This is a genomic window from Pseudomonas kermanshahensis (genome assembly GCF_014269205.2).
GTDB classification, from domain to species: domain Bacteria; phylum Pseudomonadota; class Gammaproteobacteria; order Pseudomonadales; family Pseudomonadaceae; genus Aquipseudomonas; species Aquipseudomonas kermanshahensis.
On record NZ_JABWRY020000003.1, the window covers coordinates 94,491 to 120,973 of the forward strand.

At 62.5% G+C, this 26,483-nt stretch carries 25 protein-coding genes; 10 read left to right on the forward strand and 15 right to left on the reverse strand.

The features are described from left to right. Positions 1-56 precede the first annotated feature (56 nt). Positions 57-962, reverse strand: a complete 906-nt coding sequence (rimK, locus tag HU764_RS26740) for a 30S ribosomal protein S6--L-glutamate ligase (protein WP_012316721.1) — start codon at positions 960-962, stop codon at positions 57-59. Further along, a complete protein-coding gene (gene rimB, locus HU764_RS26745) occupies positions 959-1,441 on the reverse strand; it encodes a retropepsin-like aspartic endopeptidase RimB (protein ID WP_027595189.1) in 483 nt (160 codons plus the stop codon). Before rimB ends, rimK begins: the two co-directional genes overlap by 4 nt. A 109-nt stretch (positions 1,442-1,550) precedes the next feature. On the opposite strand from rimB, the gene HU764_RS26750 reads away from it, so the two are divergent. Continuing rightward, positions 1,551-1,952, forward strand: a complete 402-nt coding sequence (locus HU764_RS26750) for an RNA-binding S4 domain-containing protein (protein ID WP_099428071.1) — start codon at positions 1,551-1,553, stop codon at positions 1,950-1,952. Positions 1,953-2,027: 75 nt separating this feature from the next. On the opposite strand, the gene HU764_RS26755 is transcribed toward HU764_RS26750, so the two are convergent. Continuing rightward, positions 2,028-2,822, reverse strand: a complete 795-nt coding sequence (locus HU764_RS26755; RefSeq protein ID WP_186703128.1) for a phosphatase PAP2 family protein — start codon at positions 2,820-2,822, stop codon at positions 2,028-2,030. A 118-nt stretch (positions 2,823-2,940) separates the two neighbouring features. Between HU764_RS26755 and hslO the strand changes: the two genes are divergently transcribed. The 3 genes from hslO to HU764_RS26770 all read left to right on the forward strand — a co-directional run bounded on the left by hslO (position 2,941) and on the right by HU764_RS26770 (position 6,469). Continuing rightward, positions 2,941-3,840: an Hsp33 family molecular chaperone HslO gene (gene hslO, locus HU764_RS26760; RefSeq protein ID WP_027595192.1), complete on the forward strand. Its 900-nt coding sequence runs from the start codon at positions 2,941-2,943 to the stop codon at positions 3,838-3,840. Between the two features lie 179 nt (positions 3,841-4,019). After that, complete coding sequence (locus tag HU764_RS26765; protein WP_085273865.1) at positions 4,020-5,561, forward strand: phosphoenolpyruvate carboxykinase; 1,542 nt, start codon at positions 4,020-4,022, stop codon at positions 5,559-5,561. 467 nt (positions 5,562-6,028) lie between these two features. Continuing rightward, a complete protein-coding gene (locus tag HU764_RS26770; RefSeq protein WP_186703129.1) occupies positions 6,029-6,469 on the forward strand; it encodes an acyl-CoA thioesterase in 441 nt (146 codons plus the stop codon). 55 nt (positions 6,470-6,524) lie between these two features. Here HU764_RS26770 and HU764_RS26775 read toward each other — a convergent pair whose 3' ends face one another. From HU764_RS26775 to fdhD, 3 genes are all read right to left on the reverse strand, one after another. Continuing rightward, positions 6,525-7,004, reverse strand: coding sequence for a glycine zipper domain-containing protein (locus HU764_RS26775; RefSeq protein ID WP_099428074.1), 480 nt, complete (start codon positions 7,002-7,004; stop codon positions 6,525-6,527). 366 nt (positions 7,005-7,370) lie between these two features. Next, on the reverse strand, positions 7,371-9,716 hold the full coding sequence (locus HU764_RS26780; RefSeq protein WP_186703130.1) for an FdhF/YdeP family oxidoreductase: 2,346 nt from the start codon (positions 9,714-9,716) through the stop codon (positions 7,371-7,373). 5 nt (positions 9,717-9,721) lie between these two features. Next, on the reverse strand, positions 9,722-10,552 hold the full coding sequence (fdhD, locus tag HU764_RS26785; protein WP_099452628.1) for a formate dehydrogenase accessory sulfurtransferase FdhD: 831 nt from the start codon (positions 10,550-10,552) through the stop codon (positions 9,722-9,724). A gap of 174 nt (positions 10,553-10,726) precedes the next feature. Here fdhD and lysM point away from each other — a divergent pair, with 174 nt between their 5' ends. Then, positions 10,727-11,167: a peptidoglycan-binding protein LysM gene (gene lysM / locus HU764_RS26790; RefSeq protein ID WP_186681870.1), complete on the forward strand. Its 441-nt coding sequence runs from the start codon at positions 10,727-10,729 to the stop codon at positions 11,165-11,167. Between the two features lie 106 nt (positions 11,168-11,273). On the opposite strand, the gene yrfG is transcribed toward lysM, so the two are convergent. Then, positions 11,274-11,936: a GMP/IMP nucleotidase gene (yrfG, locus tag HU764_RS26795; RefSeq protein ID WP_027595199.1), complete on the reverse strand. Its 663-nt coding sequence runs from the start codon at positions 11,934-11,936 to the stop codon at positions 11,274-11,276. A 64-nt stretch (positions 11,937-12,000) separates the two neighbouring features. On the opposite strand from yrfG, the gene nudE reads away from it, so the two are divergent. Both nudE and cysQ read left to right on the forward strand, forming a co-directional pair. Continuing rightward, positions 12,001-12,567: an ADP compounds hydrolase NudE gene (nudE, locus tag HU764_RS26800; protein ID WP_186681872.1), complete on the forward strand. Its 567-nt coding sequence runs from the start codon at positions 12,001-12,003 to the stop codon at positions 12,565-12,567. Beyond that, positions 12,564-13,400 carry a 3'(2'),5'-bisphosphate nucleotidase CysQ gene (gene cysQ / locus HU764_RS26805; protein WP_186703131.1) on the forward strand — a complete coding sequence of 279 codons (837 nt, stop codon included), beginning with the start codon at positions 12,564-12,566 and terminating at the stop codon, positions 13,398-13,400. The genes nudE and cysQ overlap by 4 nt, the downstream gene beginning before the upstream one ends. 150 nt (positions 13,401-13,550) lie before the next feature. On the opposite strand, the gene HU764_RS26810 is transcribed toward cysQ, so the two are convergent. The 7 genes from HU764_RS26810 to rfbB are packed head-to-tail and all read right to left on the reverse strand — an operon-like array spanning position 13,551 to position 20,615. Next, positions 13,551-14,006, reverse strand: coding sequence for a thioesterase domain-containing protein (locus tag HU764_RS26810; protein ID WP_027595202.1), 456 nt, complete (start codon positions 14,004-14,006; stop codon positions 13,551-13,553). Further along, positions 14,003-15,412: a sigma-54-dependent transcriptional regulator gene (locus HU764_RS26815; RefSeq protein WP_186681876.1), complete on the reverse strand. Its 1,410-nt coding sequence runs from the start codon at positions 15,410-15,412 to the stop codon at positions 14,003-14,005. Before HU764_RS26815 ends, HU764_RS26810 begins: the two co-directional genes overlap by 4 nt. Further along, on the reverse strand, positions 15,409-17,223 hold the full coding sequence (locus HU764_RS26820) for a sensor histidine kinase (protein ID WP_027595204.1): 1,815 nt from the start codon (positions 17,221-17,223) through the stop codon (positions 15,409-15,411). Before HU764_RS26820 ends, HU764_RS26815 begins: the two co-directional genes overlap by 4 nt. A gap of 38 nt (positions 17,224-17,261) precedes the next feature. Next, positions 17,262-18,200, reverse strand: coding sequence for a dTDP-4-dehydrorhamnose reductase (gene rfbD, locus HU764_RS26825; RefSeq protein ID WP_186703180.1), 939 nt, complete (start codon positions 18,198-18,200; stop codon positions 17,262-17,264). Then, complete coding sequence (rfbC, locus tag HU764_RS26830; RefSeq protein WP_186681878.1) at positions 18,119-18,664, reverse strand: dTDP-4-dehydrorhamnose 3,5-epimerase; 546 nt, start codon at positions 18,662-18,664, stop codon at positions 18,119-18,121. Before rfbC ends, rfbD begins: the two co-directional genes overlap by 82 nt. After that, positions 18,661-19,536 (reverse strand): glucose-1-phosphate thymidylyltransferase RfbA, encoded by an 876-nt coding sequence (gene rfbA / locus HU764_RS26835; protein ID WP_186681880.1) that lies wholly within the window; start codon positions 19,534-19,536, stop codon positions 18,661-18,663. The genes rfbC and rfbA overlap by 4 nt, the downstream gene beginning before the upstream one ends. Further along, positions 19,533-20,615, reverse strand: a complete 1,083-nt coding sequence (rfbB, locus tag HU764_RS26840; RefSeq protein ID WP_027595208.1) for a dTDP-glucose 4,6-dehydratase — start codon at positions 20,613-20,615, stop codon at positions 19,533-19,535. Before rfbB ends, rfbA begins: the two co-directional genes overlap by 4 nt. 266 nt (positions 20,616-20,881) lie before the next feature. Between rfbB and aguA the strand changes: the two genes are divergently transcribed. Next, positions 20,882-21,988 carry an agmatine deiminase gene (gene aguA, locus HU764_RS26845; RefSeq protein WP_099428084.1) on the forward strand — a complete coding sequence of 369 codons (1,107 nt, stop codon included), beginning with the start codon at positions 20,882-20,884 and terminating at the stop codon, positions 21,986-21,988. A 194-nt stretch (positions 21,989-22,182) separates the two neighbouring features. Beyond that, the gene (locus tag HU764_RS26850) at positions 22,183-22,380 is read left to right on the forward strand and encodes a hypothetical protein (RefSeq protein WP_027595210.1); all 198 of its coding nucleotides are present in this window, start codon (positions 22,183-22,185) and stop codon (positions 22,378-22,380) included. A 117-nt stretch (positions 22,381-22,497) separates the two neighbouring features. Here the strand turns inward: HU764_RS26850 and HU764_RS26855 are convergent, their stop codons facing one another. Then, complete coding sequence (locus HU764_RS26855; protein ID WP_186703132.1) at positions 22,498-24,582, reverse strand: TonB-dependent receptor; 2,085 nt, start codon at positions 24,580-24,582, stop codon at positions 22,498-22,500. 469 nt (positions 24,583-25,051) lie between these two features. Between HU764_RS26855 and HU764_RS26860 the strand changes: the two genes are divergently transcribed. Next, complete coding sequence (locus tag HU764_RS26860; RefSeq protein WP_027595212.1) at positions 25,052-26,371, forward strand: OprD family porin; 1,320 nt, start codon at positions 25,052-25,054, stop codon at positions 26,369-26,371. The last annotated feature ends 112 nt before the right edge of the window (positions 26,372-26,483 follow it).

A 26,483-nucleotide genomic window follows, 5' to 3' on the forward strand; every position in this document is an offset into this window, starting at 1 on the left:
AACCCCTGTAGGAGCAGCCTTGTGCTGCGAATGGGCTGCAAAGCAGCCCCAACATTTCAGCCCTTACCCTTGGTCCGAGTCTGATTCGGCCCGCCATTCTTCTCCAGGTGCTCGATGATCATCCCGGCCACGTTCTTCCCGGTGGTGACTTCAATCCCTTCCAACCCCGGCGACGAATTCACCTCCATCACCAACGGCCCATGGTTGGAGCGCAGGATATCCACGCCCGCCACGCTCAGCCCCATCACCTTGGCCGCACGAATGGCGGTAATCCGCTCTTCTGGCGTGATCTTGATCAGGCTGGCCACCCCACCCCGATGCAAGTTGGAGCGAAACTCGCCGGGCTTGGCCTGACGCTTCATCGAGGCAATCACCTTGTCACCCACCACAAAGCAGCGAATGTCGGCCCCGCCGGCCTCCTTGATGTATTCCTGCACCATGATGTTCTGCTTCAGGCCCATGAACGCTTCGATCACCGACTCTGCAGCTTGAGTTGTTTCGCACAGCACCACGCCAATGCCCTGAGTACCTTCCAGCACCTTGATCACCAGGGGCGCGCCGTTGACCATCTGGATCAGGTCCGGGATGTCGTCAGGTGAGTGGGCGAAACCGGTGATCGGCAGGCCGATGCCACGGCGCGACAGCAACTGCAACGAGCGCAGCTTGTCACGCGAGCGGGCGATGGCCACCGACTCGTTGAGCGGGTAGACGCCCATCATCTCGAACTGGCGCAGCACCGCGCAGCCATAGAACGTCACCGAGGCCCCGATGCGCGGGATCACCGCATCGAAGCCTTCCAGCGGTTTGCCGCGGTAGTGGATCTGCGGCTTGTGGCTGGCGATGTTCATGTAGGCCCGCAGGGTATCGATCACCACCATTTCGTGGCCACGCTGGGTACCGGCTTCGACCAGGCGGCGGGTGGAATACAGACGCGGATTGCGCGACAGCACAGCGATCTTCATGCAGCACCTGTGACAGGGGAAAGGGTGGCCGGAAAGGCCGGTTTGTCTTGTACGTACTTCAGGCCAGGGTTGACCACCAAGTGGCCGTGAATAAGTGCCTTGGAACCCAGCAGCAGGCGGTAGCGCATCTCTTTGCGACAGGCCAGGGTGAACTCGACTTCCCACACGCTATCGCCCAGTGCCAGCGATGTGCGAATCACATAGCGGGTCTGGGCGTGGCCATTGGAGCTCTTGATGGTCTTCATGGTCACCAGTGGCGCTTCGCAACGGCGGTGGCGCAACTGCACCACCGAACCCAGGTGCGCAGTAAATCGGACCCACGGTTGGCCGTCACGTTCGAACTGTTCCACCTCGGTGGCGTGCAGGCTGGACGTACTGGCGCCGGTATCGATCTTGGCGCGCAGCCCGGCGACGCCAAGGTCGGGCAGGGCTACCCACTCGCGCAGGCCGATCACAGTCAAATGGTCAAATGTCTTCACGAAGCGCACCCAGGGGATAAGGTGGTGAACTGTAAGCACGGCGTGGACTTTTTGCATCCGCAAGATACGGTAGTACAGTTCGATTAAAGACAGAATTCGAGGTAACGGGATGGCACACAAGGCGGAAGAAGACGACAAGGTTCGCCTGGACAAATGGCTATGGGCGGCGCGGTTCTACAAGACTCGGGCGCTGGCCAAGGCGGCCATCGAAAGTGGCAAGGTGCATTGCCGGGGTGAACGCTGCAAGCCGGGCAAGGAACCGAGGGTAGGGGATGAGTTTGTCCTGCGCACCGGTTTTGACGAGCGCACAGTGGTGGTCAAGGCGCTGTCGGTGGTCAGGCGCGGGGCGCCCGAAGCGCAGGCGCTGTATGCAGAAACCGAAGAGAGTGTGCGCCGCCGCGAACAGGCTGCCGAAATGCGCAAAGCCGGGGCGATGGGTGTGACCACCGATGGCCGGCCAAACAAGAAGCAGCGGCGACAGATTCACCAACTGCACGGTAGCTTTGAATAGCTAGGCCCCTAAGGCTGCGCGATCGAGGTAGGAGCTGGCTTGCCTGCGAATGGGCCGCAAAGCGGCCCCCCGCTGTTAGCGAACCACCGCCAATCTACCGACCAACGGTAACCTGGCTGCCAGAGCAAACAACGGCGCGGTCCAGCGCATCAACGCCGCACTGCCTTTGGCCGCCAGAGGCGTATAGCAACTCCACCCCAACGCCAGCACCGCCATCAGCAACCCGCCGATGTAGTCGTCCTGGCCCCAATGGGCGCCCGCCACCAAGCGTGGCAGCATGAACACCAGCGCCAGCCCCCAGACCACCAGGTAGTGCACCAGGCGACGGCTGAACACGCTCATGAACAACGCCCAGACCAGCAGCACCGAGGCGTGATCGCCTGGGAAACTCTTGCTGGAGCGGTCCTTGAGTTCCCAGGCCGCTTCCAGGTTCGGGTAATAGTCACTGAGGTGCACGACGTCATCGAAGATCATCGACGGGCTCTTGTGTTGCCACCCCGCAGCATCCACCCACTTGGAAAACAGCGCGCGAATCACCACTAATAGGATCAGGGTCACCAGAAAGCCGAAAAACGCCTCACGCACCTGGCAGGCTTTGAACACCCAGTTGCCACGGATCAGCACCGCCAGAAGGATCAGCCCGACCACGATGTCGAACGGGCGCAGGCTGCCCAGGGTCCAGATGTAGCGCCATGTGGTGTTGTCGGCCAGCGGCGCATTGAGGCTGTGGAACAGCCACTCGTCGAAAGTCAGGCACAGGATCTGGCCAAAAGGCCATAACCAGAAACACAGTAGAGCGATGGGCAGCAGCGTGCAGGCTGCCAAGGGCCCGAAGGACCACCTTGCTTGGAACAGTGGTCGATTGTCCATAAGATACCTCTATTGCCAACAGGAATCGGAGCGCCTTGTGAGCGCTCTGCCACGGGCTTCGCAGTATTTCGAAACCTCGTGTAACCATTTTGTCATCATTTTCAGATAGCCAGAACCTATGAGCGAATTGCCGGATACCGATTTCACCCAACGTTTCCTCTTCGACGACCGCGATATCCGCGGTGAGTGGGTAGGGCTCGACCGCAGCTATGCCGAAGTGCTGGCGCGTCACCCGTACCCCCAACCCGTGGCCGCGCTGCTCGGCGAATTGATGGCCGCCACCGCATTGCTGGTGGGTGCCCTGAAGTTCGACGGCCTGCTTATCCTGCAGGCGCGCTCTCAGGGGCCGATCCCGCTGCTGATGGTGGAGTGCTCGGGCGAGCGCGAAATCCGCGGCGTGGCCCGTTACGAAGCCGATCAGATTCCTGCCGACGCGACCTTGGCGCAGCTGATGCCCGACGGCCATCTGACGCTGACCATCGACCCAGTCAACGGCCAGCGCTACCAGGGGACCGTTGACCTGGACGGTGCCAACCTGTCGGAGTGCTTCACCAATTACTTCGTTCAGTCGCAACAGCTCAACACCCGTTTCTGGCTCGATGCAAAAGATGGCAAGGCCCGCGGCCTGCTGTTGCAGCAATTGCCACGTGATCGCCAGCCGGACGACGAAGAGCGCGAGGACAGCTGGCAGCACGTTGTAGCCCTGGCCAAGACACTCAAGCCTGAAGAGTGGCAAGAAGACAACGAAACCTTGCTGCACCGTCTGTACCACGAAGACGCCGTGCGCCTGTTTGACATCGAACCCCTGCGCTTCCACTGCAGCTGCTCGCGCGAGCGCTCCGGCAATGCGCTGGTCAGCCTCGGCGAGCACGACGCCAAGCAGTTGGTCGAGGAGTGTGGCGGCAAGGTGGAGATCGATTGCCAGTTCTGCAACGAGCGCTATTTCTTCGATGCAAGCGATGTGGCGCAACTGTTTGCGGGTGGCGGCACGGACACGGCCTCAGAAACTCGCCACTGAAACGATTAATTGCAGGGAAATCTCCTGTCTAATTGCGCAAAAGCGCGGTTACGACAGGAGGGGCCTACTTTTTTTGGGCTTTTCTGGCATAATCCGGCCACTTTTTTCGCTGTAGTAGTTTTTTAAAGACAACTACAAAACGTTTGGAGCACTCGGCCTCGGGCCGGATGGGGTATCTCATGACGCAAGCCAACAACACCGTGTACACCGACCTGAGCGTCGATGAGCTGGTAAAAGAAGCGCTGCAACGCGGTGAAGGCGTACTAGCCGATACCGGCGCACTGGTCGTTGAGACTGGGCACCGTACTGGCCGTTCGCCGGCTGACCGTTTCATCGTCGAAGAACCTTCCACCCAGGATGCCATTTCCTGGGGCCCGATCAACCGCAAGTTCCCGGCCGACAAGTTCGATGCCCTGTGGGACCGCGTCGAGGCGTTCAACAACGCCCAGGATCACTTCGTTTCCTACGTTCACGTAGGCGCCGCTGCCGAGCACTACCTGCCGGTGAAGATGACCACCCAGACTGCCTGGCAGAACCTGTTCGGCCGTTGCCTGTTCATCAACCCTGAACAGTACAACCCGGCTGGCCGTGACCAGTGGCAAGTGCTCAACGTTGCCAACTTCGTGTGCGAGCCTGAGCGTGATGGCACCAACTCCGACGGCTGCGTGATCATCAACTTCGCCGCGAAGAAGGTGCTGATTGCTGGCATGCGTTACGCCGGTGAAATGAAGAAAGCCATGTTCTCGGTGCAGAACTTCCTGCTGCCGGCCGCTGACGTGCTGCCAATGCACTGCGCTGCCAACATCGGCGAAGAAGGCGATGTGACCCTGTTCTTCGGCCTGTCCGGCACCGGCAAGACCACCCTGTCGGCCGACGAAAGCCGTTACCTGATCGGTGACGACGAGCACGGTTGGGGCGAAGGCGTTGTCTTCAACATGGAAGGCGGCTGCTACGCCAAGTGCATCGACCTGTCCGAGAAGAACGAGCCGGTCATCTGGAAAGCCATCAAGCATGGCGCAGTGCTGGAAAACGTCGTACTCGACGCCAACAAGCACGCCGACTACACCGATGTCAGCCTGACCCAGAACAGCCGTGCGGCCTACCCGCTGGAGCACGTTGCCAAGCGTTCCGAAGCGAACCTGGGTGGCGAGCCTAACGCGGTCATCTTCCTGACTTGCGACCTGACTGGCGTTCTGCCTCCGGTTTCGATCCTGAACAACGAACAGGCTGCTTACCACTTCCTGTCCGGTTACACCGCGCTGGTTGGTTCCACCGAAATGGGTTCGGGCGGCGGCATCAAGTCGACCTTCTCCACCTGCTTCGGCGCGCCGTTCTTCCCGCGCCCGGCTGGCGAGTACGCCGAGCTGCTGATCAAGCGCATCAACGGCTTCAACTCCAAGGTCTACCTGGTCAACACCGGCTGGACCGGCGGTGGCTACGGCGTTGGCAAGCGTTTCAGCATCCCGACCACCCGTGCTGTGATCGCTGCGATCCAGAGCGGTGCACTGGTAGGCGCCGAAACCGAGCACCTGGACATCATCAACCTGGACGTGCCAAAAGCCGTTCCGGGCGTTGACACCGAGCTGCTCAACCCGCGCACCAACTGGGCTGACAAAGCCGCTTACGATGAAGCGGCCAAAGGCCTGGCCAAGCTGTTCATCGAAAACTTCAAGAAATTCGAAGTTTCCGACGCGATCAAGGCTGCTGGCCCACAGCTGTAAGCTGCCGCCAGTTGCAACGAGGAAGCCGCCCTTAGGGGCGGCTTTTTTTTTAGTTTGTTTTGATCATGCGTCTTGGCTCGGAGGTGTTCGCCACAGCATCTTTTAGCGCCCATGAGAACGAGCACCGCCCGCGCGGCGCTTCGCAGCACAAGGCTGCTCCTACATCTGTTTCGGGCCAGTAACGCCTGTACCAACGCGCGCGACCGCCTTGTTTGTTCCACACGATATCGAGGTGGGCGCCAAAAGGGCTGCGCGCCTCTGCCTCACAATGCATTGGCCCGAAACAAATGTAGGAGCAGCCTTGTGCTGCGAAGCGCCGCGCGGGCGGCGCTCGATTTGCGCACCACCTCAGAACTCAAGACAAGCACCTGGCAGCCTTCACCCCATCTCTCGGCCAGCAAATACACACCACGTCCGTAATTTCTGTTTCACTGATAGCATTCATTGCGACCTCGCGAGACAGACAAATGACTGAAGCCCCACAGCGCAGCGCATTCACCCACTTCCACCCCATCCTCACCCGCCCGCAAGACAACGACCACAACGGCCATATCGCCGGTACCACCGTGCATGGCTTCTTCGAAACCGCCATTCAGGCGTTTCTGGTGGAGCAGGCCGAATTCGACCTGCGCGAAGGTGCGCTGGCGGCGTTCGTGGTCAGTTCGGCGGCAGACTTCTTCGCCCTGCCGGGCTTTCCGGATGTGCTTGAGGTGGGGCTGGGCGTGACGCGCCTGGCGGGCAGTACCGTGGAGTACCGGTTGGCCCTGTATCGCCCGGGTGAAGTAGACGCCTGTGCGGCGGGGACGGTGGTGCAGGTGTTCATCGAGCGGGCAAGCGGCCGGCCTGTGCCGTTGCCAGAGGCGCTGCAGGCAGTGCTCGTTGGCCTTCAGCTCGGGCAACAGGCATAAAAAAGCCCCGCCGGTGCGGGCGGGGCTTTTGTTGCCAGGGCTGGGCCCTCAGGCATTAGTCGCGCCAGTGGCGCTTGTGCTTGCGGTGGCCGTAATGGTGGCCACGGTCGTAGTGACGGCGGTCGTCATAGCTGCGACGGTAGCGACGATCGTCATGGCGCTCGTCGTCGTCGGCCTTGTTACCCATGTAGTTACCCAGCGCGCCACCGGCACCACCGCCGGCTGCTGCACCAATGTAGCTACCGGTGGTGCCGCCCACGGAGCGACCGACCACGTTACCGCCTGCAGCGCCCAGTGCGCCACCGATGGCGGCTTCGCCACGCTGACGTTTGTCGGCACCCAGTGCGCCGCCGGCGGCGCCGCCCAGGCCGGCACCAATCGCGCCGCCTGTGCTACCACCGATGGAGTTGCCCACGACGGAGCCGAGTACCCCACCCAATGCGCCGCCAATGCCGGCCTCGGTATTGCCACCGGCCATGGCAACGCCGCTGAGCAAGCTGAAAGACAACAACAGAATCGAGGAGTACTTCTTCATCAAGAGAGCCTCATAGGGATGACGAGGCGAATTTGAGGCTATGGAGCGCGGCTGGCAATTGAAATCCGACGAGTAGCACGAGTTGTACACAATTCTCTAAGTTGCTGTATTTGCTGTGAAACTTTATCGATTTTTGGCTGTCAGAGGTATTTATGACAAAGCCCTGAACCGTTGCGGAACAGGGCTTTTTTCGTTTTTGGCGGTTACGCTCCGCGCAGTCATACGCTGGCTTTGTAGGAGCGGCCTTGCGTCGCGAAAGGGCTGCGCAGCAGCCCCCAATTTCGGCGTCGCCGCAAATATTGCTGAGGCCGCTTTGCGGCCCTTTCGCGACGCAAGGCCGCTCCTACAAAGATTGTGCAGCGAATGTCAGATAATCCGATTGTTATCCCGCGCCCGCTCAAGCTTGATGGCAATGAACTTCGACGTCGGCGTATGGCTGCCATCGCCAATGCTCTCAAGCGGCACCAGCGGGTTCACTTCGGGATAGTAAGCCGCCGCTTGCCCCGCCGGGATATCGAAGGCCAGCAATGTGAAACCGTGCACGCGGCGCACATGCTCGTCCCCCCATAACGAAACGATGTCGACCTTCTGCCCCGGCTGGAAGCCCAGGCGGACGATGTCGGCCTCGTTGGCGAACAGCACTTCACGCTGGCCACGCACGCCGCGGTAGCGGTCATCCAGGCCATAGATGGTGGTGTTGTACTGATCGTGCGAGCGCATCGACTGCATGATCAGGTCGGGCAACTGGCCGCTGGCCCGCACCCTTTCATCAAGCAAGGTGTCCGGCAACAGGTTGGCCTTGAAGTTGGCGCGGCCGGTAGCGGTCTTCCATTCGCGGCTGGCGGCGCTGTTGCCCAGGTAAAAGCCCCCCGGTTCACGCAGGCGTTCGTTGAAGCCGCTGAAGCCGGGGATGGTGTCGCCGATCAGGTCGCGGATGCGGTCGTAATCGGCCACCAGCCAGTGCCAGTCGACCGGTTGTTTGCCCAGGGTGGCGGCGGCGATACCGGCAACCACCGCAGGCTCCGAGCGCATCTGCGTCGACAGCGGTTTCAACTGGCCGTTGGAGGCATGGACCATGCTGAACGAGTCTTCCACAGTCACCGCTTGTGGGCCATCGGCCTGCAGGTCGATGTCGGTACGGCCCAGGCACGGCAGGATCAGCGCCTGCTTGCCGTGGACCAGGTGGCTGCGGTTGAGTTTGGTGCTGATGTGCACGGTCAGTTCGCAGTTGCGCAGCGCCTGCGCGGTGCGCTCGGTGTCTGGCGTGGCTTGGGCAAAGTTGCCGCCCAGCCCGATGAACACCTTGGCGCGGCCGTCGAGCATGGCGTGTATGGCTTCGACGGTGTTGTGGCCGTTGTGCCGCGGCACGGGGAAGTTGAAGCGCTTTTCGATGGCGTCGAGCAAGGCCACCGGCGGGCGCTCGTTGATGCCCATGGTGCGGTCGCCCTGGACGTTGCTGTGGCCACGCACCGGGCACAGGCCGGCGCCTGGCGCACCGATGTTGCCGCGCAGCATCTGCAGGTTGACGATTTCCTGGATGGTCGGCACCGAGTGGCGGTGCTGGGTGATGCCCATCGCCCAGCACATGATCACCCGCTTGCCACGGCAGTACATGCGCGCGGCCAGCTCGATGTCGGCCAGGGTCAGGCCGGATTGCGCCTGAATGTGTTCCCACGAAGTGGCGTCGACCACGGCCAGGTAGTCATCGACGCCGTGGCCATGCTCGGCAATGAAGGCGTGGTCGAAGACCGCAGGCTCGCCGCTGGCCTGGGCTTCGCGTTCCCACTGCAGGACGAACTTGGCCATGCCACGCAGCAGCGCCATGTCGCCCCCCAGGGCCGGGCGGAAGAACGCGGTGTTAGTCGGCCGGTCGCTGTTGGTCAACATCTCCAGCGGGTTCTGCGGGTGCTGGAAGCGCTCCAGGCCGCGCTCTTTCAGCGGGTTGACGCACACCACCTGGGCACCGCGTTTAACCGCATCGCGCAGCGGGTCGAGCATGCGTGGGTGGTTGGTGCCCGGGTTCTGGCCCCAGACGAAGATCGCATCGGCATGCTCGAAATCGTCGTAGGTGACCGTGCCCTTGCCGACGCCGACGCTCTGCCCCAGGGCCACGCCGCTGGCTTCGTGGCACATGTTCGAGCAATCCGGGAAGTTGTTGGTGCCGTAGGCGCGCACGAACAATTGGTAGAGGTACGCGGCTTCGTTGCTGGCACGGCCCGAGGTGTAGAACTCGGCCTGGTCAGGGGTTGCCAGGTTGTTCAGTTCGCGGGCGATCAGGGCAAAGGCCGCCTCCCAACTGATGGGCTGGTAATGGTCGCGTTGCGCGTCGTACACCATTGGTTCGGTCAGGCGGCCCTGGTACTCCAGCCAGTAATCGCTTTGCTCGCGCAGCGCGCTGACGCTGTAGCGGGCGAAGAAGGCGGCATCGACGCGGCGCTTGGTGGCTTCCCAGTTGACCGCCTTGGCGCCGTTCTCGCAGAACTTGACCATGCCGCTTTCCGGCGAATCGCCCCAGGCGCAGCCAGGGCAGTCAAAGCCGCCATTCTGGTTGGTCTTGAGCAGGGCGCGAATGTTCTTCAGTGCATTGTCGCTGCCGACCCAGGCCTTGGCCACGCTGCGCAACGCCCCCCAGCCACCGGCGGGGCCGTGGTAGGGCTTGTAGCGAGGGGAGGAGGCTGGGGCGTTGTCCGGGAGGTGCTGGTACGAGGTCACGGCTGTTACGACTCCGCCGCTGGGCTGTAGACCCGCGGTGCGCTGTGCTTGGGCAAGTGGATGAGGTTGAGGTTGTGCTTGCGTGCCCATTGCAGGGCAAGGCCGGTGGGCGCCGACAGGCTGACCAGGGTCTGGATGCCGGCACGCAGGACCTTCTGGATCAGCTCCAGGCTGCAGCGGCTGGTGACGATGGCCAGGCCGCCTTCACTGTCGATGCCTTGGCGCAGCAGGGCGCCGATCAGTTTGTCGAGGGCGTTGTGCCGGCCAATGTCCTCGCGGCCGAGCAACAGCTCGCCGTTACGGTCCATGAACAGTGCGGCATGCACCGCGCCGCAATGCTGGCCTAGCGGCTGGAAGGCGTCGATGCGCTGGCGCAGGCCAGCCAGCCAGTGCGCGGGCGGCAGTGGCGCGCCGGGCAGTTCGGCAAGCTCTGGCAGTGCCTGCTCCAGGGCTTCGACCCCGCACAGGCCGCAGCCGCTGGTGCCGGCCAGTTGGCGGCGCTGGTTTTTCAGGTTCCAGAAGGCGCGGCTGGAGATTTCCAGGTCGGCGTACATCGCCGAACCGCTGCCAGAAAGCTTGAGGTCATAGATTTCCTGGGTGCCTTCGACAATCCCGCTGCCGACGCTGAAACCGACCGCAAAGTCTTCCAGGTCGGTCGGGCTCACCAGCATTACGGCCTGATTGAGGCCGTTGAAGGCGATGGCCAGGGCCACTTCTTCGGCCAGTGGCGTGCTGGCGCGCTCGGCGTCGCTGAGCTGGACGTATTCGTAGGTGTTGCTGGCGGCGGGCAAGGCCAAAGGCGATGAGGCCGCGCAGACCGGAGGTTTGCTGTTCATCGGGGCTGACTACCGGCGGCTTTTTGATAGCACAAGCCTAGGCCTGTGGGCCGGTCACGTCTAATCGCTAGGGTCTATGCCGTGATAGACCGCGTCGATTGGTCGCAGTGGGGCAGGCCGAGCAATCCTGGCCTAGACTCCTGGCTCCGAGGTTTTATCAACAAGGAGAGCGCAATGAGCCTGTTCAGTTTTGTGAAGGAAGCCGGCGAGAAGTTGATCGACCTGCTGACCCCCGGCAATGCCAATGCCGAGGAGCAGCTCAAGGAGCATGTGCAAAAGGTTGGCCTGGGTAATCCGAACATCACCGCCACTGTAGAAGGCGACAAGATCATCCTCAAGGGTGAGGTGGCCAGCCAGGAGGAGAAGGAGAAGATCATTCTGGCGGCGGGCAACATCAGTGGTGTGGCCAGCGTTGACGATCAGATCAAGGTAACAGGGCCAGTCGTTCAGGCTGCGCGGTTCGTTACCGTTAAAAAGGGTGACACCCTTTCAGCCATTGCTCTAGTTGTGTATGGCAATGGCAACCAGTACAACAAGATCTTCGAGGCGAACAAGCCGATGCTCACGCACCCGGACAAGATCTACCCGGGGCAGGTGTTGCGTATTCCGGACTGATAGATCTCTGTAGGCTGTGCCGGCCCTTTCGCGGGGCAAGCCCACAGGTATCCCGCAACACTGTAATTTTGCGGGATACCTGTGGGCTTGCCCCGCGAAAGGGCCCTCACAGGCCTGCCAGCAAATCCCGGTAATCCTCGACCGCTGCAAACTCCTGGGTGTCGCGAGGTGCCGCCTGGCTATCGGGCTGGCGCACCGCCAGCAAATGCCCCACGCCAAACCGCTGGGCACTGCGCAAAATCGCCAATGTGTCATCGATGAACAGGCTGCGCGCAGGCTCAAAGCCGATATCCGCCTGCAAGGCATCCCAAAACTGTGGGCTCTCTTTCGGGTAGCCATAATCATGCGAACTGATCAGGCGCTCGAAATACGGCGCCAGTTCCACCCGCTCCAGCTTCAGTGACAGCGAGTCACGGTGGGCATTGGTGATCATCACCACGCGTTTGCCTGCCTGACGGATGGCTGCCAGGAAGGTGTCGGCGTCGGGGCGCAGGGCGATCAGGTCGGCGATCTCGCGTTTCAGTTCGCGGATCGGCAGCTTCAGTTCACGGCTCCAGAAGTCCAGGCAGTACCAGTTGAGCGTGCCAGCATTGCGCTCGAACAAAGGCTGCAGCTCCATTTCCGCCATGGCTCGGCTCACGCCATGCAGCTCGGCATAGCGCTGGGGCAGGTGCTCCAGCCAGAAGCGGTTGTCGTAGTGCAGGTCGAGCAGCGTGCCGTCCATGTCCAGCAGGACAGTATCGATGGCAGACCAGGGAAGAACAGGCATGGGAAACTCTCGTTCAGTCGGCTAGCCACGGTATAGTAACCCGTTCACGCCAAGGAGCTGCCCCATGCGCCAGAAACCCACCGTCCTTAACCGCGAAATCGTCGCCAGCAGCCGCCTGTTCCGCGTCGAGGCCGTGCAATTGCGCTTCAGTAACGGTGCCGAGCGCACGTATGAACGCTTGGTCGGCCGGGGCAATGGTTACGGGGCGGTGATGATCGTGGCCATGCTCGATGCCGAGCATGCCGTGCTGGTCGAGGAGTACTGCGGCGGCACGGACGAATACGAGCTGTCGCTGCCCAAGGGCTTGATCGAGCCAGGCGAAGACGTGCTGGCAGCGGCGGACCGCGAACTCAAGGAAGAAGCCGGCTTTGGTGCGCGGCAGCTGGAACACCTGACCGAGTTGTCGCTGTCGCCGGGCTACATGAGCCAGAAGATCCAGGTGGTGCTGGCCACCGACCTGTATGAAGAACGCCTTGAGGGCGACGAACCAGAGCCCATGGGCGTCGACAAGGTCAACCTGCGCGAGCTGTCGGCGCTGGCCATGCACCCGCAATTTACCGAGGGCCGTGCCTTGGCGGCGCTGTACCTGGCGCGCGATCTGCTGATGCAGCGGGGGCTGCTGGAGCTATGAACGACCTGCAACTGATGCACGAAGTGGTCAAGCTGGCCCATCTAGCGGGCGAGGCGATTCTGCCGTTCTGGCGGGCCGACGTGGCGGTGACAAACAAGGCCGACGATTCCCCGGTGACCGCCGCCGACCTGGCCGCCCACCGGATCATCGCTGATGGGCTGTTGGCGCTGGCCCCACAGATCCCCGTGCTGTCCGAGGAGGACTGCAACATTTCGCTGGTCGAGCGCCAGGGCTGGAGCCGCTGGTGGCTGGTCGACCCGCTGGACGGCACCAAGGAATTCATTGCGGGCAGTGAAGAGTTCACGGTCAACATCGCCCTGATCGAAAACGGCGTGGTGGTGTTTGGTGTGGTCTCGATGCCGACCAACGGGCGTTGCTACTTGGGTGGGCGCCAGTTGGGTGCGTGGCGTGCCGAGGCGGGGGAAGCTGCCCAGCCAATCCAGGTGCGTAACGCACCGCCTGCCGAAGGCCGTTTCACGGTGGTGGCCAGCCGTCGCCATTCCAGCCCCGAGCAAGAGGCGCTGTTGGCAGGGTTAGGGGCGGCGGTGGGTGAGCTGGACCTGGCCAATATCGGCAGCTCGTTGAAGTTCTGCCTGCTGGCCGAAGGCAGCGCCGATTGCTACCCGCGCCTGGCGCCGACGTCGCAGTGGGATACCGCCGCTGCACAGGGCGTATTGGAGGGGGCCGGTGGCGAAGTGATCGGGCTGGATGGCCAGCCGTTCACCTACCCGGCGCGTGAATCCCTGCTCAATCCATTCTTCCTGGCCTTGCCCCGCACAGCCGCCTGGCGCCAAGCCTTGATAGATCTGGCGTGTAAAGAACAAAACGCTTAACCCCGCGCCTCATGATCCTGTGGGAGCGGGTTTACCCGCGAAGAAGCCAAACCGGTTTCTGGCACCGGCTTCGCCGGTGTTCGCGGGTAAACCCGCTCCCACAGAGCCCCTGCTAGGTCAGCAGGCGCTGTTTCGGTCTATGCGTGTGCGTCAGCGGTGCAGCACGTACTGGCCGCTGAATTTCACGGCAGGCTCGTCACTGCCGGCATTGCTGACGGTGGTTTCCAGCGTCAAACGCGCCCGGCCGCGGCGCTGGTACATCGCCACGAAGCGTTCCCAAGCCTTCTCGTCCGGCGCCGCACAACGGGCCACCGCCGCGCCGGTGACCGGCAGCGGATAGCTGATCTGCCCTTCCTGAATGACGATATGCCCGTCATCAATGCCCAGCTCGCGCAAGCGCAGGTGCAGCCACCCCCAACCCACCAGCACCGCGGCGCAGTACAGGCTGCCGCCGAACATGGTGCTCTTGTGGTTGACGTTGGCTGCCAGCGGCAGTTGCAGGCGCAGGGTGTGCTGTTGCCAATCGATGACCTCCAGGCCCATTTCGCGGGTCAGAGGGATGTCGCTGTGCAGTACGGATTGCAGGTACTGGCTGTCGCTGCTCATGGACGGTTGTCCTCCTGGTCGTCGTGCCCGCCACTGCCACCGTCAAAATTGAGGCTGTGTTTGCGTAATTTGTCATGCAGGGTCTTGCGGGGGATGCCCAGCGCTTCGGCCAGGCTGCGCATCGAGCTGTGCGGCTGGGAAAGCTCGGCGGCGATCAGCGAGCGCTCGAACTGTTCGACCTGTTCGCTGAGGTTGCCGGTCAATACCGCCGCCGTGGGCGTTGCCGCAGCGGGCGCCTGGCCGTCGAGGGCAAGCTCCAGGCCAAGGGCGAAGCGCTCGGCGACGTTCTGTAGCTCACGCACGTTGCCCGGCCAGTCGTGGCGCAGCAATAAGGCGCGCTGGGCCGGCTGCAGGGTGTGCGGCGGCAAGCCGTGGCGCTGGCTGGCGGCGTCGGCAAAGTGCTGGAACAACACCAAAATGTCATCGCCACGCTCGCGCAGCGGGGGGATGCGCAGCGGCGCCACGTTCAGGCGGTAATACAGGTCGGCCCGGAAGCGCCCTTGGTCAGCGGACTGACGCAGGTCTTCCTTGGTGGCGGCGATGATGCGGATATCCAACGGGATCAACTGGTTGCCGCCCAGGCGTTCGACCACCCGCTCCTGCAGCATGCGCAGCAGCTTCACCTGAACATCCAGGCTCATGCTCTCGATTTCATCGAGGAACAGCGTGCCGCCATTGGCGAATTCGAACTTGCCGATACGCCGCTTCTGCGCGCCGGTGAAGGCGCCGGGTTCGTGGCCAAACAGCTCGCTCTCGACCACCGATTCGGCCAATGCCCCGGCGTTGATGGCCACGAAGGGCCCGTCGCGGCGGCTAGAAAGGTCGTGCAGGGCGCGGGCCACCACCTCTTTGCCGGCGCCAGTCTCACCCAGAATCAGCACATCGGCACGGGTGCCGGCCAAAGCGCCGATCTGCTCACGCAGGCGTAGCATCGTCGGTGACTGGCCCACCAGGCGGGTGGCCAGTTGCTGACGGTCGCTCAAGGCCAGGCGCAGGCTGCGGTTGTCCAGCACCAGGCGGCGCAGGGCCAGGGCGCGGCGCACGCTGTCGAGCAGGGCGTCGCTGGCGAACGGCTTTTCGAGGAAGTCATAGGCGCCGGCACGCATGGCCTGTACCGCCAGCGGCACATCGCCGTGGCCAGTAATCAGCAGCACAGGCAGTTCGCTGTCGCGGCCGTGCAGTTGCTCCAGCAGTTGCAGGCCATCGATGCCCGGCATGCGGATGTCGCTGACCACCACACCGGGCCAGTCGGCTTCGATGCGCTCGGCCAGGCCTTGGGCATCGGCCAGCGCCACCACCTTGAGCCCGGCAAGGTCCAGGGTCTGGCTCAGGGCTTGGCGCAGGTGCGGGTCGTCGTCGACCAGAATGACCTGGGCTTGGCTGTCGATCAGTGTCTCGGGGCTCATGCCGAGGGGTCCTCCGAATTGGGCAGGGTAGCGCCGGGTGCCGCCACGCGCAGTTGCAGGGTAAGCAGGGCACCGCCTTCTGGGTGGTTGGCCAGCAGCAGTTCGCCGCCCAGGGCGCGCATCAGGCTTTCGCAGATGGCCAGCCCCAGGCCAAGGCCCTGGGTACGGGTCTTGGTGGTGAAGAACGGCTCTTTGGCATGCTCCAGTGCCTGGCGGCTGAAGCCCGGGCCGTTGTCGCGGATGTACAGGTAGACGTAGCCATCGCGCTGTTCGGCACTCAGCCAGAGGCGGCGCGGGTTGGCCTTTTCGGTCAGGGCATCGAGGGCGTTGGCCAGCAGGTTGCCCAGCACTTGGCGCAGGCGGGTTTCGCCGGCTTGCACCCACAACGTGGCCTCTGGCAGGTCGCGGATCAGCTCGACGGCCATCGCCCGGCGGCGCTTGGCCAGCAGCGCCAGGGCGTCGTCCAGTGCCGGCTGCAGGGCCACGCTTTCCGGGGCGTGGCGGTCGCGGCGGGCGAAGGCGCGCAGGTGGGCGATGATCGAGGCCATGCGCCCGGTCAGCTCACCGATCAGCTTGAGGTTGCCGCGAGCGTCTTCGGTGCGCTGGTGATCGAGCAGGATCTCGGCATTTTCGGCGTAGCTGCGGATGGCCGCCAGCGGCTGGTTGAGCTCGTGGCTGATGCTCGCCGACATGGTGCCCAGCACCGACAGCTTGCCGGCCTGGACCAATTCGTCCTGGGCCCGCACGGCCTCCTGCTGGGCGTTTTCACGTTCGAGCACGGCGCTCTTGAGGCGGGTGTTGAGGCCTTCAAGGTCGGCGGTACGTTCGGCCACGCGCTTTTCCAGCTCTTGACGGCCACGGGCCTCGAAGTCGATGCGGTCGATGTAATGCCGGCGCCGCTGCATCACCAGGCCGGCCAGCAGCACCAGCACCAGCAACGTGCCGGCACCGATGGCCATCACCGTCTGCACCGAGCGGTCGACCAGGATGCGCGGGGCGAGGATGCTGACCTGCCAGCCGGTTTCCTTGATGTCGCGGGTCTGGGTGATCCACGCGTCCTGGTTCAGCACCAAGGGTTGCGGGGCCTGGGTCGGGTACGGCTGGATGGCGATGATCGCCTGGCGCTCGGCCTCGGTCAGCGCGCGGGTGGCGCGGAAGCGCCAGTCCGGCCGAGAGGTGAGGATGACCACGCCGTTATGGTCGGTCAGCAACAGTTGCTCGGGGGTACGGCCCCAGAGGGTTTCGGTGTGGTCGAGGTCGACCTTGACCACCAGCACGCCCACGATCCGCTCGCGGTCGCGCACGGCGGCGGCGAAGAAGTAGCCACGCTTGGCCGAGGTGGTGCCCTGGCCAAAGAAGCGCCCCAGGTGGCCGGCCATGGCTTCGTTGAAGTAGGGGCGGAAGGCGAAGTTGCGACCGACGAAACTGTCGTGCTTGTCCCAGTTGGAGGCGGCCAGGGTATTGCCGCTGACGTCCATCAGGTACATGACCTCGGCACCGGTCTGCTGGACGATGTCCTTGAGCAGGCGGTTGGCGTTGGTCACCGCTTCCAGGCGGAACGGGTCGGCCAGCACGCCGCGCAGCGCCGGCAGGTCGCCGAGGATTTGCGGCAGGGTTTCGTAGCGGTGCAGGGTGCCCAGCAGGTTGGCGACGTACAGGTCGAGGGTCTGGCGATTCTGCGAGGCCAGCTCTTCCTGGTAATAGCGCTCGGCCAGATGATGCAGCGGCCACAGCAGTGGGATCAGGCACACGGCCAGCAGGGCCAGGCTGCGCCAGCGGGGACGGCGTGGGGGCGTGGGTTTCGCGATCATCAGGTCAATGCGCCAGAAAAGTCTGACGCAATTATGCGCTACTTGAGGCAGTCGATCAGCGCCTGCTGCCAGTGCGGCAGGCTGATGTGCCATTGCTGGGCCAAGCGTGAGCAGTCCAAGCGTGAATTGAGTGGCCTGCGGGCGGGTGTGGGGTATTCGCTGGACGGGATCGGCTGCAGTTCGGCACAGGGTAACCCTTGCGCCCGCAACTGCTCGGCGATCGCCTGGGCGAAACCGAACCAGGAGGTCTCACCTTGCGCAGTGAGGTGGTAGGTGCCCCAGTCGCCAGCCTGCCCAGCGTGCCAGCGCTCGATCAGCGTGCGGGTGCTGGCAGCAAGGGTAGCGGCAGACGTCGGCGCGCCAATCTGGTCGTTCACCACGCGCAGTTGGGGTTTTTCCTGCAGCAGGCGCTGCATTGTCAGCAGGAAGTTGCGCCCATACAGCGAGTAGACCCAGCTGGTGCGCAGGATCAGGTGCTGGCCGGCCACCGCAGTAATCGCCTGCTCGCCGGCCAGTTTGCTGTGGCCATAAACCCCCAGGGGGTTGGGCGTGTCTTGTTCGGTATAGGGCGTGGCCTTGCTGCCGTCGAAGACGTAGTCGGTGGAGTAGTGGATGAGCGGCGCACCCAGCTGTGCTGCTTCTTCGGCGAGCACGCGGGGGCCATGGGCATTGATTGCAAAGGCCAGCTCGGGCTCTTGTTCGGCCTGGTCCACCGCCGTGTAGGCAGCAGCGTTTATGATCAGGTCGGGAGCGAGCCGGCGCAGCGGCTCGCGCAGGGCCTCGGGCTGTGCCAGGTCGAGGTGCTCGCGGCCAAGCACGTGTAGCTCGCCAAGCCCGGCCAACTGCGCCTGCAGCGCTTGGGCAACCTGGCCATTACGGCCGCAGACGACGATTTTCATGGCAGCAGTTGCGCCTCGCTCAGCGGTACGCCGACCTTGTCTTTGTCCGACAGCACCGGCGGCCCCGCGAGTTGCCAGTCGATGGCCAGCTCAGCGTCGTCCCAGCGGATGCAACGGTCTGCGCCAGGGTTGTAGTAGTCCGTGGTCTTGTAGAGAAACTCGGCCGATTCGCTGACCACCGAGAAGCCGTGGGCGAACCCCGGTGGAATCCACAGTTGCCGATGATTATCGGCCGACAGGTGCACCGCGACCCATTTGCCGAACGTGGGCGAGCTCCTGCGCACGTCCACGGCAATGTCGCGTATCTCGCCCTGTACCACCCGCACCAGTTTGCCCTGGGTGTTTTCCACCTGATAGTGCAGGCCGCGCAACACGCCTTTGACGGAGCGCGAGTGGTTGTCCTGGACAAAGCTCACGGTGACGCCGGTGTGCTTCGCGAATTCGCGGGCATTGAAGGCTTCGAAGAAGAAGCCACGGCTGTCACCGTATACCGTTGGCTCGATGATCAGTACGTCAGGGATCTCGGTGGGGATGATGTTCATGCAGACTCGTTTGCCAATTTGCCCAGGTACTGACCGTAACCGGTCTTCTTAAGTTTTTCAGCCTTTGCCAGCAGCTGGTCACGGGTGATCCAGCCCTTGTTGAAGGCGATTTCTTCCAGGCAGGCCACTTTCAGCCCCTGGCGGTTCTCGATGGTTTGCACATATTGCGAGGCATCCAGCAGGCTCTCGTGGGTGCCGGTGTCGAGCCAGGCGAAGCCACGACCAAAGCGCTCCACGCGCAAGTCGCCGCGCTTGAGGTAGGCATTGGTGACATCGGTGATCTCAAGCTCGCCGCGCTCCGAGGGGCGAATGCCTTTGGCGATTTCGACCACGTCGTTGTCGTAGAAGTACAGGCCCGTCACGGCATAGCTGGACTTGGGCTTGAGTGGCTTCTCTTCGATGGACAGCGCGTTGCCCTGCTCGTCGAACTCGACCACACCGAAGCGCTCCGGGTCCTTGACCCAATAGCCGAACACGGTGGCGCCGCTGGGGTGGCTGACCGCGCGCTGCAACTGTTCGGTGAAGCTCTGGCCGTGGAAGATGTTGTCACCGAGGATGAGGCAGACCGAGTCGTCACCGATAAACTCCTCACCGATCAGGAATGCCTGGGCCAGGCCGTCGGGTGATGGCTGCTCGGCATAGCTGATGCGAATGCCGAACTGGCTGCCATCGCCGAACAGCTGGCGATACTGAGGCAGGTCCTGGGGCGTGGAGATCAGCAGGATGTCGCGGATATCGGCGAGCATCAGCACCGAGATCGGGTAGTAGATCATCGGCTTGTCATAAATCGGCAGCAGTTGCTTGGATACCCCGAGGGTGATGGGGTGCAGGCGGGTGCCGGATCCTCCGGCCAGGACGATGCCCTTGGTCATGCAATGAGCTCCTTGATGTCGGTATTGCCCAGGCGTTCCCCCTGGTAGCTGCCATCCTGGACATGGCGGCACCACTGCAGGTTATCCAGGTACCACTGCACGGTCTTGCGCAGCCCGGTGGCGAAGGTTTCCTGCGGTACCCAGCCCAGCTCCCGTTCGATCTTGCTGGCATCGATGGCATAGCGCAGGTCATGGCCGGGGCGGTCCTGAACGTAGGTGATCAGGTCTGCATAACGGGCCACGCCTTCAGGGTGCTGTGGCGCCAGCTCGTCGAGCAGGGCACAGATGGCGTGGACCACGTCGAGGTTCTTCTGCTCGTTGTGGCCGCCGATATTGTACGTTTCGCCGACCTCGCCGCGGCTCACCACCTCAAGCAACGCCCGGGCGTGGTCTTCTACGAACAGCCAGTCGCGCACCTGCTGGCCATTGCCGTACACCGGCAGTGGCTTGCCGGCCAGGGCATTGAGGATCATCAGCGGGATCAGCTTTTCAGGGAAATGGTACGGGCCGTAATTGTTCGAGCAGTTGGTGATCAGTACCGGCAGGCCATACGTGCGGTGCCAGGCGCGTACCAGGTGGTCCGAGGCGGCCTTGCTCGCCGAATAGGGGGAGCTGGGCGCATACGGCGTGGTCTCGTGGAACAGGTCGTTGGCGCCATGCAGGTCGCCATACACTTCGTCGGTGGAGATATGGTGAAAGCGGAACGCACGGCGCTGCTCGGCAGGCAGGCGGCTCCACCAGGCACGGGTAGCTTCGAGCAGGGCATAGGTGCCGACGATATTGGTCTGGATGAACGCTGCCGGGCCGTCGATCGAACGGTCCACATGGGATTCGGCAGCCAGGTGCATGATTGCGTCGGGCTGGAAGCGCTCGAGTACGGCACTGACTGTCGCCGCATCAGCGATATCGGCCTGGACGAATTCGTAACGGGTATTGTTGGCGATGCTTTGCAGCGACTCGAGGTTGCCGGCGTAGGTCAGCTTGTCGAGGTTCAGCACTTCGTGTTCGGTGTTGCCGATCAGGTGACGGACCAGCGCCGAGCCAATGAAGCCGGCGCCGCCTGTGACGAGTATGCGCATCTCAAGTCGCCTCTGGTAAACCAAGTTCTATGGCATGCAGCCTAGCTCGTCGGCTAGGGTGGTGGCAGACAAATATCATGGGTTTGAGCGTGATCATGATGGATATGCCGATTGATATCGATCTAATAAGGGGTAAGGCTTTGCCGATCGGCTATTTTTGCTTTTAAAGCCGATATATATCGGTTATAAATTTGCCATCGCTGCTCCTACCCCCATCGACCAACGCCCCAGCGCACATCGGCTCAGGGCCTACGCAGAGGTTAACCATGAAAACCCTCAATTCTACCCCCCGTGCCGACGGCTTCCACATGCCCGCTGAATGGGCGCCGCAGACCCAGGTCTGGATGGTCTGGCCGGAGCGTTCGGACAACTGGCGCCTGGGTGGCAAACCGGCACAGGCCGCTCATGTGACATTGGCCAAGGCGATCGCCCGCTTCGAGCCAGTGACCGTGGGTGTTTCTGCTGGCCAGTACGAGAACGCACGCCGTCAGCTCGACCTGCCGAACATCCGCGTCGTGGAAATCAGCAATGACGACGCCTGGGTGCGCGACACCGGCCCGACCTTCGTCATCAACGACCACGGCGAAGTGCGCGGCGTGGACTGGGGCTTCAATGCCTGGGGCGGCTTCGATGGCGGGCTCTACGCACCCTGGAACCGTGACGAGGAACTGGCCGCCAAGGTCTTGGAAATGGAGCGCTGCCAGCGCTACCAAACCGAGGGCTTCGTGCTGGAGGGTGGCTCGATCCACGTGGACGGCGAGGGCACGGTGATCACCACCGAAGAATGCCTGCTCAACCGTAACCGCAACCCGCACCTGGGCCGTGAGGAAATCGAAGCGGTCCTGCGTGAGCAGTTGGCCGTCGATACCGTGGTCTGGCTGCCGGACGGCCTGTACAACGACGAGACCGACGGCCACGTCGACAACTTCTGCTGTTACGTGCGCCCGGGCGAAGTGTTACTGGCCTGGACCGATGATTCCAACGACCCCAACTACGCCCGCTGCCACGCGGCAATGGACGTGTTGAAAAACACCCGCGACGCCAAAGGCCGTGAGTTTGTGGTGCACAAGATGCCGATCCCGGGCCCGCTGTACGCCACGGCTGAAGAGTGTGCTGGCGTCGACCAAGTGGCCGGTAGCCAGGAGCGCGACCCGTCGGTGCGCCTGGCCGGCTCGTACGTGAACTTCCTGATCGTCAATGGCGGCATCATCGCGCCGAGCTTCGATGACCCCGCCGATGCCCAGGCCAGAGCCATCCTGGCCGAGCTCTTCCCGGATCATGAAGTGGTCATGATCCCAGGCCGTGAATTGTTGTTGGGGGGCGGCAATATCCACTGCCTGACCCAGCAGCAGCCGGCGCCAGTCAAGCGCTGAGACCACCCTGAATAAAAAGGCCCGTCATACGACGGGCCTTTTTTCGGGTGACCTTTCCAAGCGACGTCCGGCCGCCTGAGTGGCATACGTTTTGTATTGTTTTTCAATTAGATAGCTCGAATGGGTCGGGCTCTCTGATCTGTAACAATGCCTACGTAAATTAGCCGCTCACGGGCAAAGGAGTACGTGTGGAAATGAACGCAGCAAGTGAGTCGGCTTTGTGCCCATCGGCAGTTAACCACCCATCGCTCAAGCTGTTGGCGCAGTGGTTGAAGCACCATGGAAACATCCAGGTCAGGACGACCGACCCACGACGTCTGCTTGCCGGGCGATACCCGCAAGGGCTGATCAGTGAAGCAGAGATGCAGGCGCTGATGGCGGTGTGGCACTGATCTCATCGGTTTTACCGGTGCTGGCCCCTTCGCAGCACAAGGCTGCTCCTACAGGTGGCGTGCGATCCCTGTAGGAGCAGCCTTGTGCTGCGAAGAGGCCGGTACAGGCAACAAAGATCAGAAGCGGTAAGTGCTCGTCACCACCAGGCTCCGCGGATCGCCCACCTGGATCTGCGCCGCACTGGTCGCCGAGCTGTAGTAGGTCTTGTCGGCAATGTTGTTCAACGCCGCCCGCACATCCCAGTCGTGGGTGCGGTAGCCGGCCAGCGCATCCCAGCGGCCGTAGCCTGGCAACACCGTGGTGTTCTGGTTGTCGGCATAACGCTCCCCCACCAACGTCAAGCCGGTCTCGGCGTACCAGCCCAATTCCGGTTTCCAGGTCACGAACAGGCTGGCATTACGCTTGGCCACGTCGTTGATGCGGTTGCCTTCCTGGTTATTGTTGTCTTTGACGATGGTCGCATCCTGCAGGCCGATGCCCCCGCGCACGTACCAGTTGCCGACGATATTGCCGGTGGCGGTCAGCTCGATGCCTCGGGAGCGTTGCAAGCCGCTGAGCAGGGTGATTTCCGGGTTTTCCGGGTCACGCGTGCGGCGGTTGTACAGCTCCAGTTCATACACGGCGAGGGTGGTGGTGAGGCGCTGGTCGAACCAGTCGCTCTTGACCCCGATCTCCTTCTGGCGGGTCAGCTCTGGCCCGGTGTCGTTGGTGTTGCCCGGCGCGCCGGGGGTGATGCCGATCAGGCCACCGCCCACTGGCGAGAAGGTCTTGCTCCACGATGCATAGAAGGAGTGGTCGCGCCACGGCGTGTAGACCACACCCAGGCGCGGGCTGGTGGTGTTGCTGTCCTGCGGCTCGGTCAGGCCATCCTTGTTGGTGGTCTCTACCTCGAACTGGTCGAAACGCACGCCGGCGAGCACCTGCCATTGATCGTTCAGGCGGACCTGGTCTTGCAGGTAGAGGCCACGGCTTTGGACCACGGTGTGGTTGTCGCTCGACAGTAACATTGGGCCCGTGTGCTGCCGGCTGCGGTCGGGGTTGCCAACGTCCAGGCTGGGCACACTATTAGGCGCAGCGGTGTACAGGGTCGGGTCACGCCGTTGGCTGCCGAACTCCAAGCCCACCAACAGCTTGTGCTCCAGCCCCACGGTAGTGAAGTCGCCCTCGGCTTCGAGGTTGTTGAACAGGTTGCGGGTGTTCAGGTCCTGTTGCCAGCGCTGGCGGGTGACAGTGTTGGTGCTGGCGTTGTAGCCCGTCGCATAGGTGTTGTCGAACTCGCTGTCGAGCTTGAACAGGCCGAGGGTGTGGCGCAGTTGCCAGGTTTCGTTCAGCTGGTAGTTGAGCCGCGAGCGCAGCGACTGGGCGCGGTCATCGATGTAGTCGCGCTGGGTATCGCTGTAGGTGGTGCTGCGGCTGACGTCGGCGGGGCGGCCATTGACCCCGGGGATACCGCGGTCTGGTGTGCGGTTGTAGCGGCTGTATTCGTACTGCACCAGCCAGTTCAGGTCGGGCGAGAGCTGCCAGCTCATCGACGGGGCGAAGAGCTGGCGGCTGCCATCGATGCCGTCGCGGAAGCTGTTGTTGTCCTGGTTGCCCAGGTTCAGGCGCAGGCTGATGGTATCGCTAGGGTCTGCGCTGAGGTCGGCGTACAGGCTGCGCAAATCTTCGCTGCCGCCTTGCGCCTCGATGCTCGAACGGCGGCCGTGCTCCGGCGCCTTGCTGACGCGGTTGACGATGCCACCCTGGCTGCCGCGGCCATACAACACCGCTGCGGGCCCTTTGAGCACCTCGACCCGCTCGATGTTGTTGAGGTCGCGAATGTACTGGCTGTCGTCGCGAATGCCGTCCAGGTAGAAATCGTTGCTGGCCTCGAAGCCGCGGATGCGCACGCTGTCGAAGCGCGTGTCGGCGCCGCTGCTGACGTTGGGGATGCCCTCAAGTGCCTTGCCCAGGGTGTTGTTGCCGTAGTCCAGCACGTTGGCGGTCTTGACCGTGTCGATGGCCTGGGGCACGTAGCGCACGGGGGTCGAGGTGCGCGTCGCGGTACTGACTTCCTTGACCCGCGGGTTGTCCTCCTCGCGCTCGCCTTCGGCAGTCACTGACATTTCCGGCAGGGTGGTGGTGGCAGCGGTGGCCAGGCTGGCGCTGAACAGCAGCGACAGGCCAAGCGTCAGCGGAGAGAGGCGGCAGGGTACAAGCATGGAGGCATCCGGACCGTGGCAGGTGAGAAAGGGTGCGAATGGTAATGCTTGCTATTTACTGTTGCTTGGGTATTTGTAAAGGGTTGTCTTTACATATGTATCACTTTGTAACTGCCGCTGTTGTATGCTCCGCGCCCATGAAAGCTGCCGGGTTGGTCAAAGCGACATTTCTGACAGAAGAAAAAATGCCCTCTGATAGCGCCAACAGGCATGGAAATGCACCAGCGGCCTGGGGAATTTTGGTTATATCAACCTGCATTTCACGATTTTTTGACATTTGTAATCGCACACCGCTAGGATTCGGCCAACGCCTGCTGGCCATGACATGGCCATGCTGCTGTAAAAGGCCACCGTGCGATTGCCGGCAAGCCTTTCAGTCTGGATCCGCATAGCGTCGAACCTACGAAGGGGCGTTGGTTCCTGGCGTCATATTGCGAAGCGTTTTTGATTAAGAAATAAGGAAAACAACATGTTGAAAACCAGGATCAGCCTGGTCGCACTGGCAATGATCGCCGCGACCCAGGCCCAGGCCAATGAGCAGGCCGACAGCAAGGGCTTCATCGAAGACAGCCACGCCAACGTTCTGCTGCGCAACGCCTACATCAACCGTGACAAGAAGCACGGTACCGATGACCAGATCGAATGGGGCCAAGGCGTCATCGCCAACTTCTCCTCCGGTTTCACCCAGGGCACCGTCGGTGTCGGCGTCGACGCATTCGGCCTGTACGCCTTGCGTCTGGACGGCGGCAAAGGCCACAACGGTGGTGGCGGCGTCGACTTCTTCAAACCGCACGACACCAAGAACGCCGACGGCAACGCCAGCTCGCCACATAACCTGGCCCGTGGCGGCGCAGCCGTGAAATTCCGCATCTCCAACACCGTGCTCAAGTACGGTGACCAGATGCCAGCACTGCCTGTGCTGCAGTACGACGACGCCCGTCTGCTGCCAGAAAGCTTCACCGGTACCCTGATCACTTCCAAAGAAATCCAGGGCCTGGAACTGAACGCCGGCCGCTTCACCCAAGAAGCGCGCAAAAGTGCCGAGCGTCGTGACGGTGGTGGCCTGAAGTCGATCAACGTCTTCGGTGGTAGCTACAAGTTCACCGACAACTTCACCGCTTCGCTGTACACCGCAGACAACGAAGACGTGATGCAGAAGCACTACCTGGGCATGAACTATGTCTTCCCGATCGCCAGCGACCAGTCCCTGACCCTGGACTTCAACGGCTACAAGTCGGACATCAACAACAAGTTCGTCAAAGCGGCCGAGCTCAATGGTGACTCCAACACCATCTGGAGCCTGGCGGCGACCTACGCCTACGGTGCGCACTCGTTCACCATCGCTCACCAGCGCAGCACTGGCAGCACCGGTTACAACTACGGCTTCTACCAGAACGCCGGTGGCGTGGGTGACGGTGGTTCGACCATCTACCTGGCCAACTCGTACTGGTCTGACTTCAACGCCGAAGACGAGCGCTCCTGGCAGCTGGGCTACGGCCTGGACTTCGGCGCCTACGGCGTACCGGGCCTGACCTACAAGCTGGCCTACGTAGTGGGTGACAACATCAACACCCGCAACGTCGCCAACCCGCAAGGTTTCGGTGAAGGTAAAGAGCGCGAAATCTTCAACCAGATCCGTTACGTGGTTCAAGACGGCCCGGCCAAAGACCTGTCGGTCAAGCTACGCAGCTCGTTCGTACGCACCAACAATGCCGTACAGCAGAACGGCTACAACGACGACGGTAACGAAGTCCGCGTATTCGTCGAGTACCCGATCAGCATCTTCTGATCGGATGGCGTCGGGGCTGCTTTGCAGCCATCGCGGGCAAGCCCGCTCCTACAGAGATTTGCGTTGTACGTGTGGGAGCGGCCTTGCGCCGCGAAAGGGGTGCGAAGCACCC

Excerpts from the sequence above, each read along its gene's own strand:
- HU764_RS26775 (WP_099428074.1), bottom strand. The coding sequence starts at position 7,004 with ATGAAGAAGTACTCCTCGATTCTGTTGTTGTCTTTCAGCTTGCTCAGC.
- HU764_RS26860 (WP_027595212.1), top strand. The coding sequence starts at position 25,052 with ATGTTGAAAACCAGGATCAGCCTGGTCGCACTGGCAATGATCGCCGCG.
- hslO (WP_027595192.1), top strand. The coding sequence starts at position 2,941 with ATGAGCGAATTGCCGGATACCGATTTCACCCAACGTTTCCTCTTCGAC.
- HU764_RS26855 (WP_186703132.1), bottom strand. The coding sequence starts at position 24,582 with ATGCTTGTACCCTGCCGCCTCTCTCCGCTGACGCTTGGCCTGTCGCTG.
- HU764_RS26815 (WP_186681876.1), bottom strand. The coding sequence starts at position 15,412 with ATGAGCCCCGAGACACTGATCGACAGCCAAGCCCAGGTCATTCTGGTC.
- rimK (WP_012316721.1), bottom strand. The coding sequence starts at position 962 with ATGAAGATCGCTGTGCTGTCGCGCAATCCGCGTCTGTATTCCACCCGC.
- HU764_RS26770 (WP_186703129.1), top strand. The coding sequence starts at position 6,029 with ATGACTGAAGCCCCACAGCGCAGCGCATTCACCCACTTCCACCCCATC.
- lysM (WP_186681870.1), top strand. The coding sequence starts at position 10,727 with ATGAGCCTGTTCAGTTTTGTGAAGGAAGCCGGCGAGAAGTTGATCGAC.
- HU764_RS26750 (WP_099428071.1), top strand. The coding sequence starts at position 1,551 with ATGGCACACAAGGCGGAAGAAGACGACAAGGTTCGCCTGGACAAATGG.
- rfbA (WP_186681880.1), bottom strand. The coding sequence starts at position 19,536 with ATGACCAAGGGCATCGTCCTGGCCGGAGGATCCGGCACCCGCCTGCAC.
- nudE (WP_186681872.1), top strand. The coding sequence starts at position 12,001 with ATGCGCCAGAAACCCACCGTCCTTAACCGCGAAATCGTCGCCAGCAGC.
- yrfG (WP_027595199.1), bottom strand. The coding sequence starts at position 11,936 with ATGCCTGTTCTTCCCTGGTCTGCCATCGATACTGTCCTGCTGGACATG.
- fdhD (WP_099452628.1), bottom strand. The coding sequence starts at position 10,552 with ATGAACAGCAAACCTCCGGTCTGCGCGGCCTCATCGCCTTTGGCCTTG.
- rfbB (WP_027595208.1), bottom strand. The coding sequence starts at position 20,615 with ATGCGCATACTCGTCACAGGCGGCGCCGGCTTCATTGGCTCGGCGCTG.
- HU764_RS26850 (WP_027595210.1), top strand. The coding sequence starts at position 22,183 with ATGAACGCAGCAAGTGAGTCGGCTTTGTGCCCATCGGCAGTTAACCAC.
- cysQ (WP_186703131.1), top strand. The coding sequence starts at position 12,564 with ATGAACGACCTGCAACTGATGCACGAAGTGGTCAAGCTGGCCCATCTA.
- HU764_RS26755 (WP_186703128.1), bottom strand. The coding sequence starts at position 2,822 with ATGGACAATCGACCACTGTTCCAAGCAAGGTGGTCCTTCGGGCCCTTG.
- HU764_RS26820 (WP_027595204.1), bottom strand. The coding sequence starts at position 17,223 with ATGATCGCGAAACCCACGCCCCCACGCCGTCCCCGCTGGCGCAGCCTG.
- HU764_RS26765 (WP_085273865.1), top strand. The coding sequence starts at position 4,020 with ATGACGCAAGCCAACAACACCGTGTACACCGACCTGAGCGTCGATGAG.
- HU764_RS26810 (WP_027595202.1), bottom strand. The coding sequence starts at position 14,006 with ATGAGCAGCGACAGCCAGTACCTGCAATCCGTACTGCACAGCGACATC.
- aguA (WP_099428084.1), top strand. The coding sequence starts at position 20,882 with ATGAAAACCCTCAATTCTACCCCCCGTGCCGACGGCTTCCACATGCCC.
- rfbC (WP_186681878.1), bottom strand. The coding sequence starts at position 18,664 with ATGAACATCATCCCCACCGAGATCCCTGACGTACTGATCATCGAGCCA.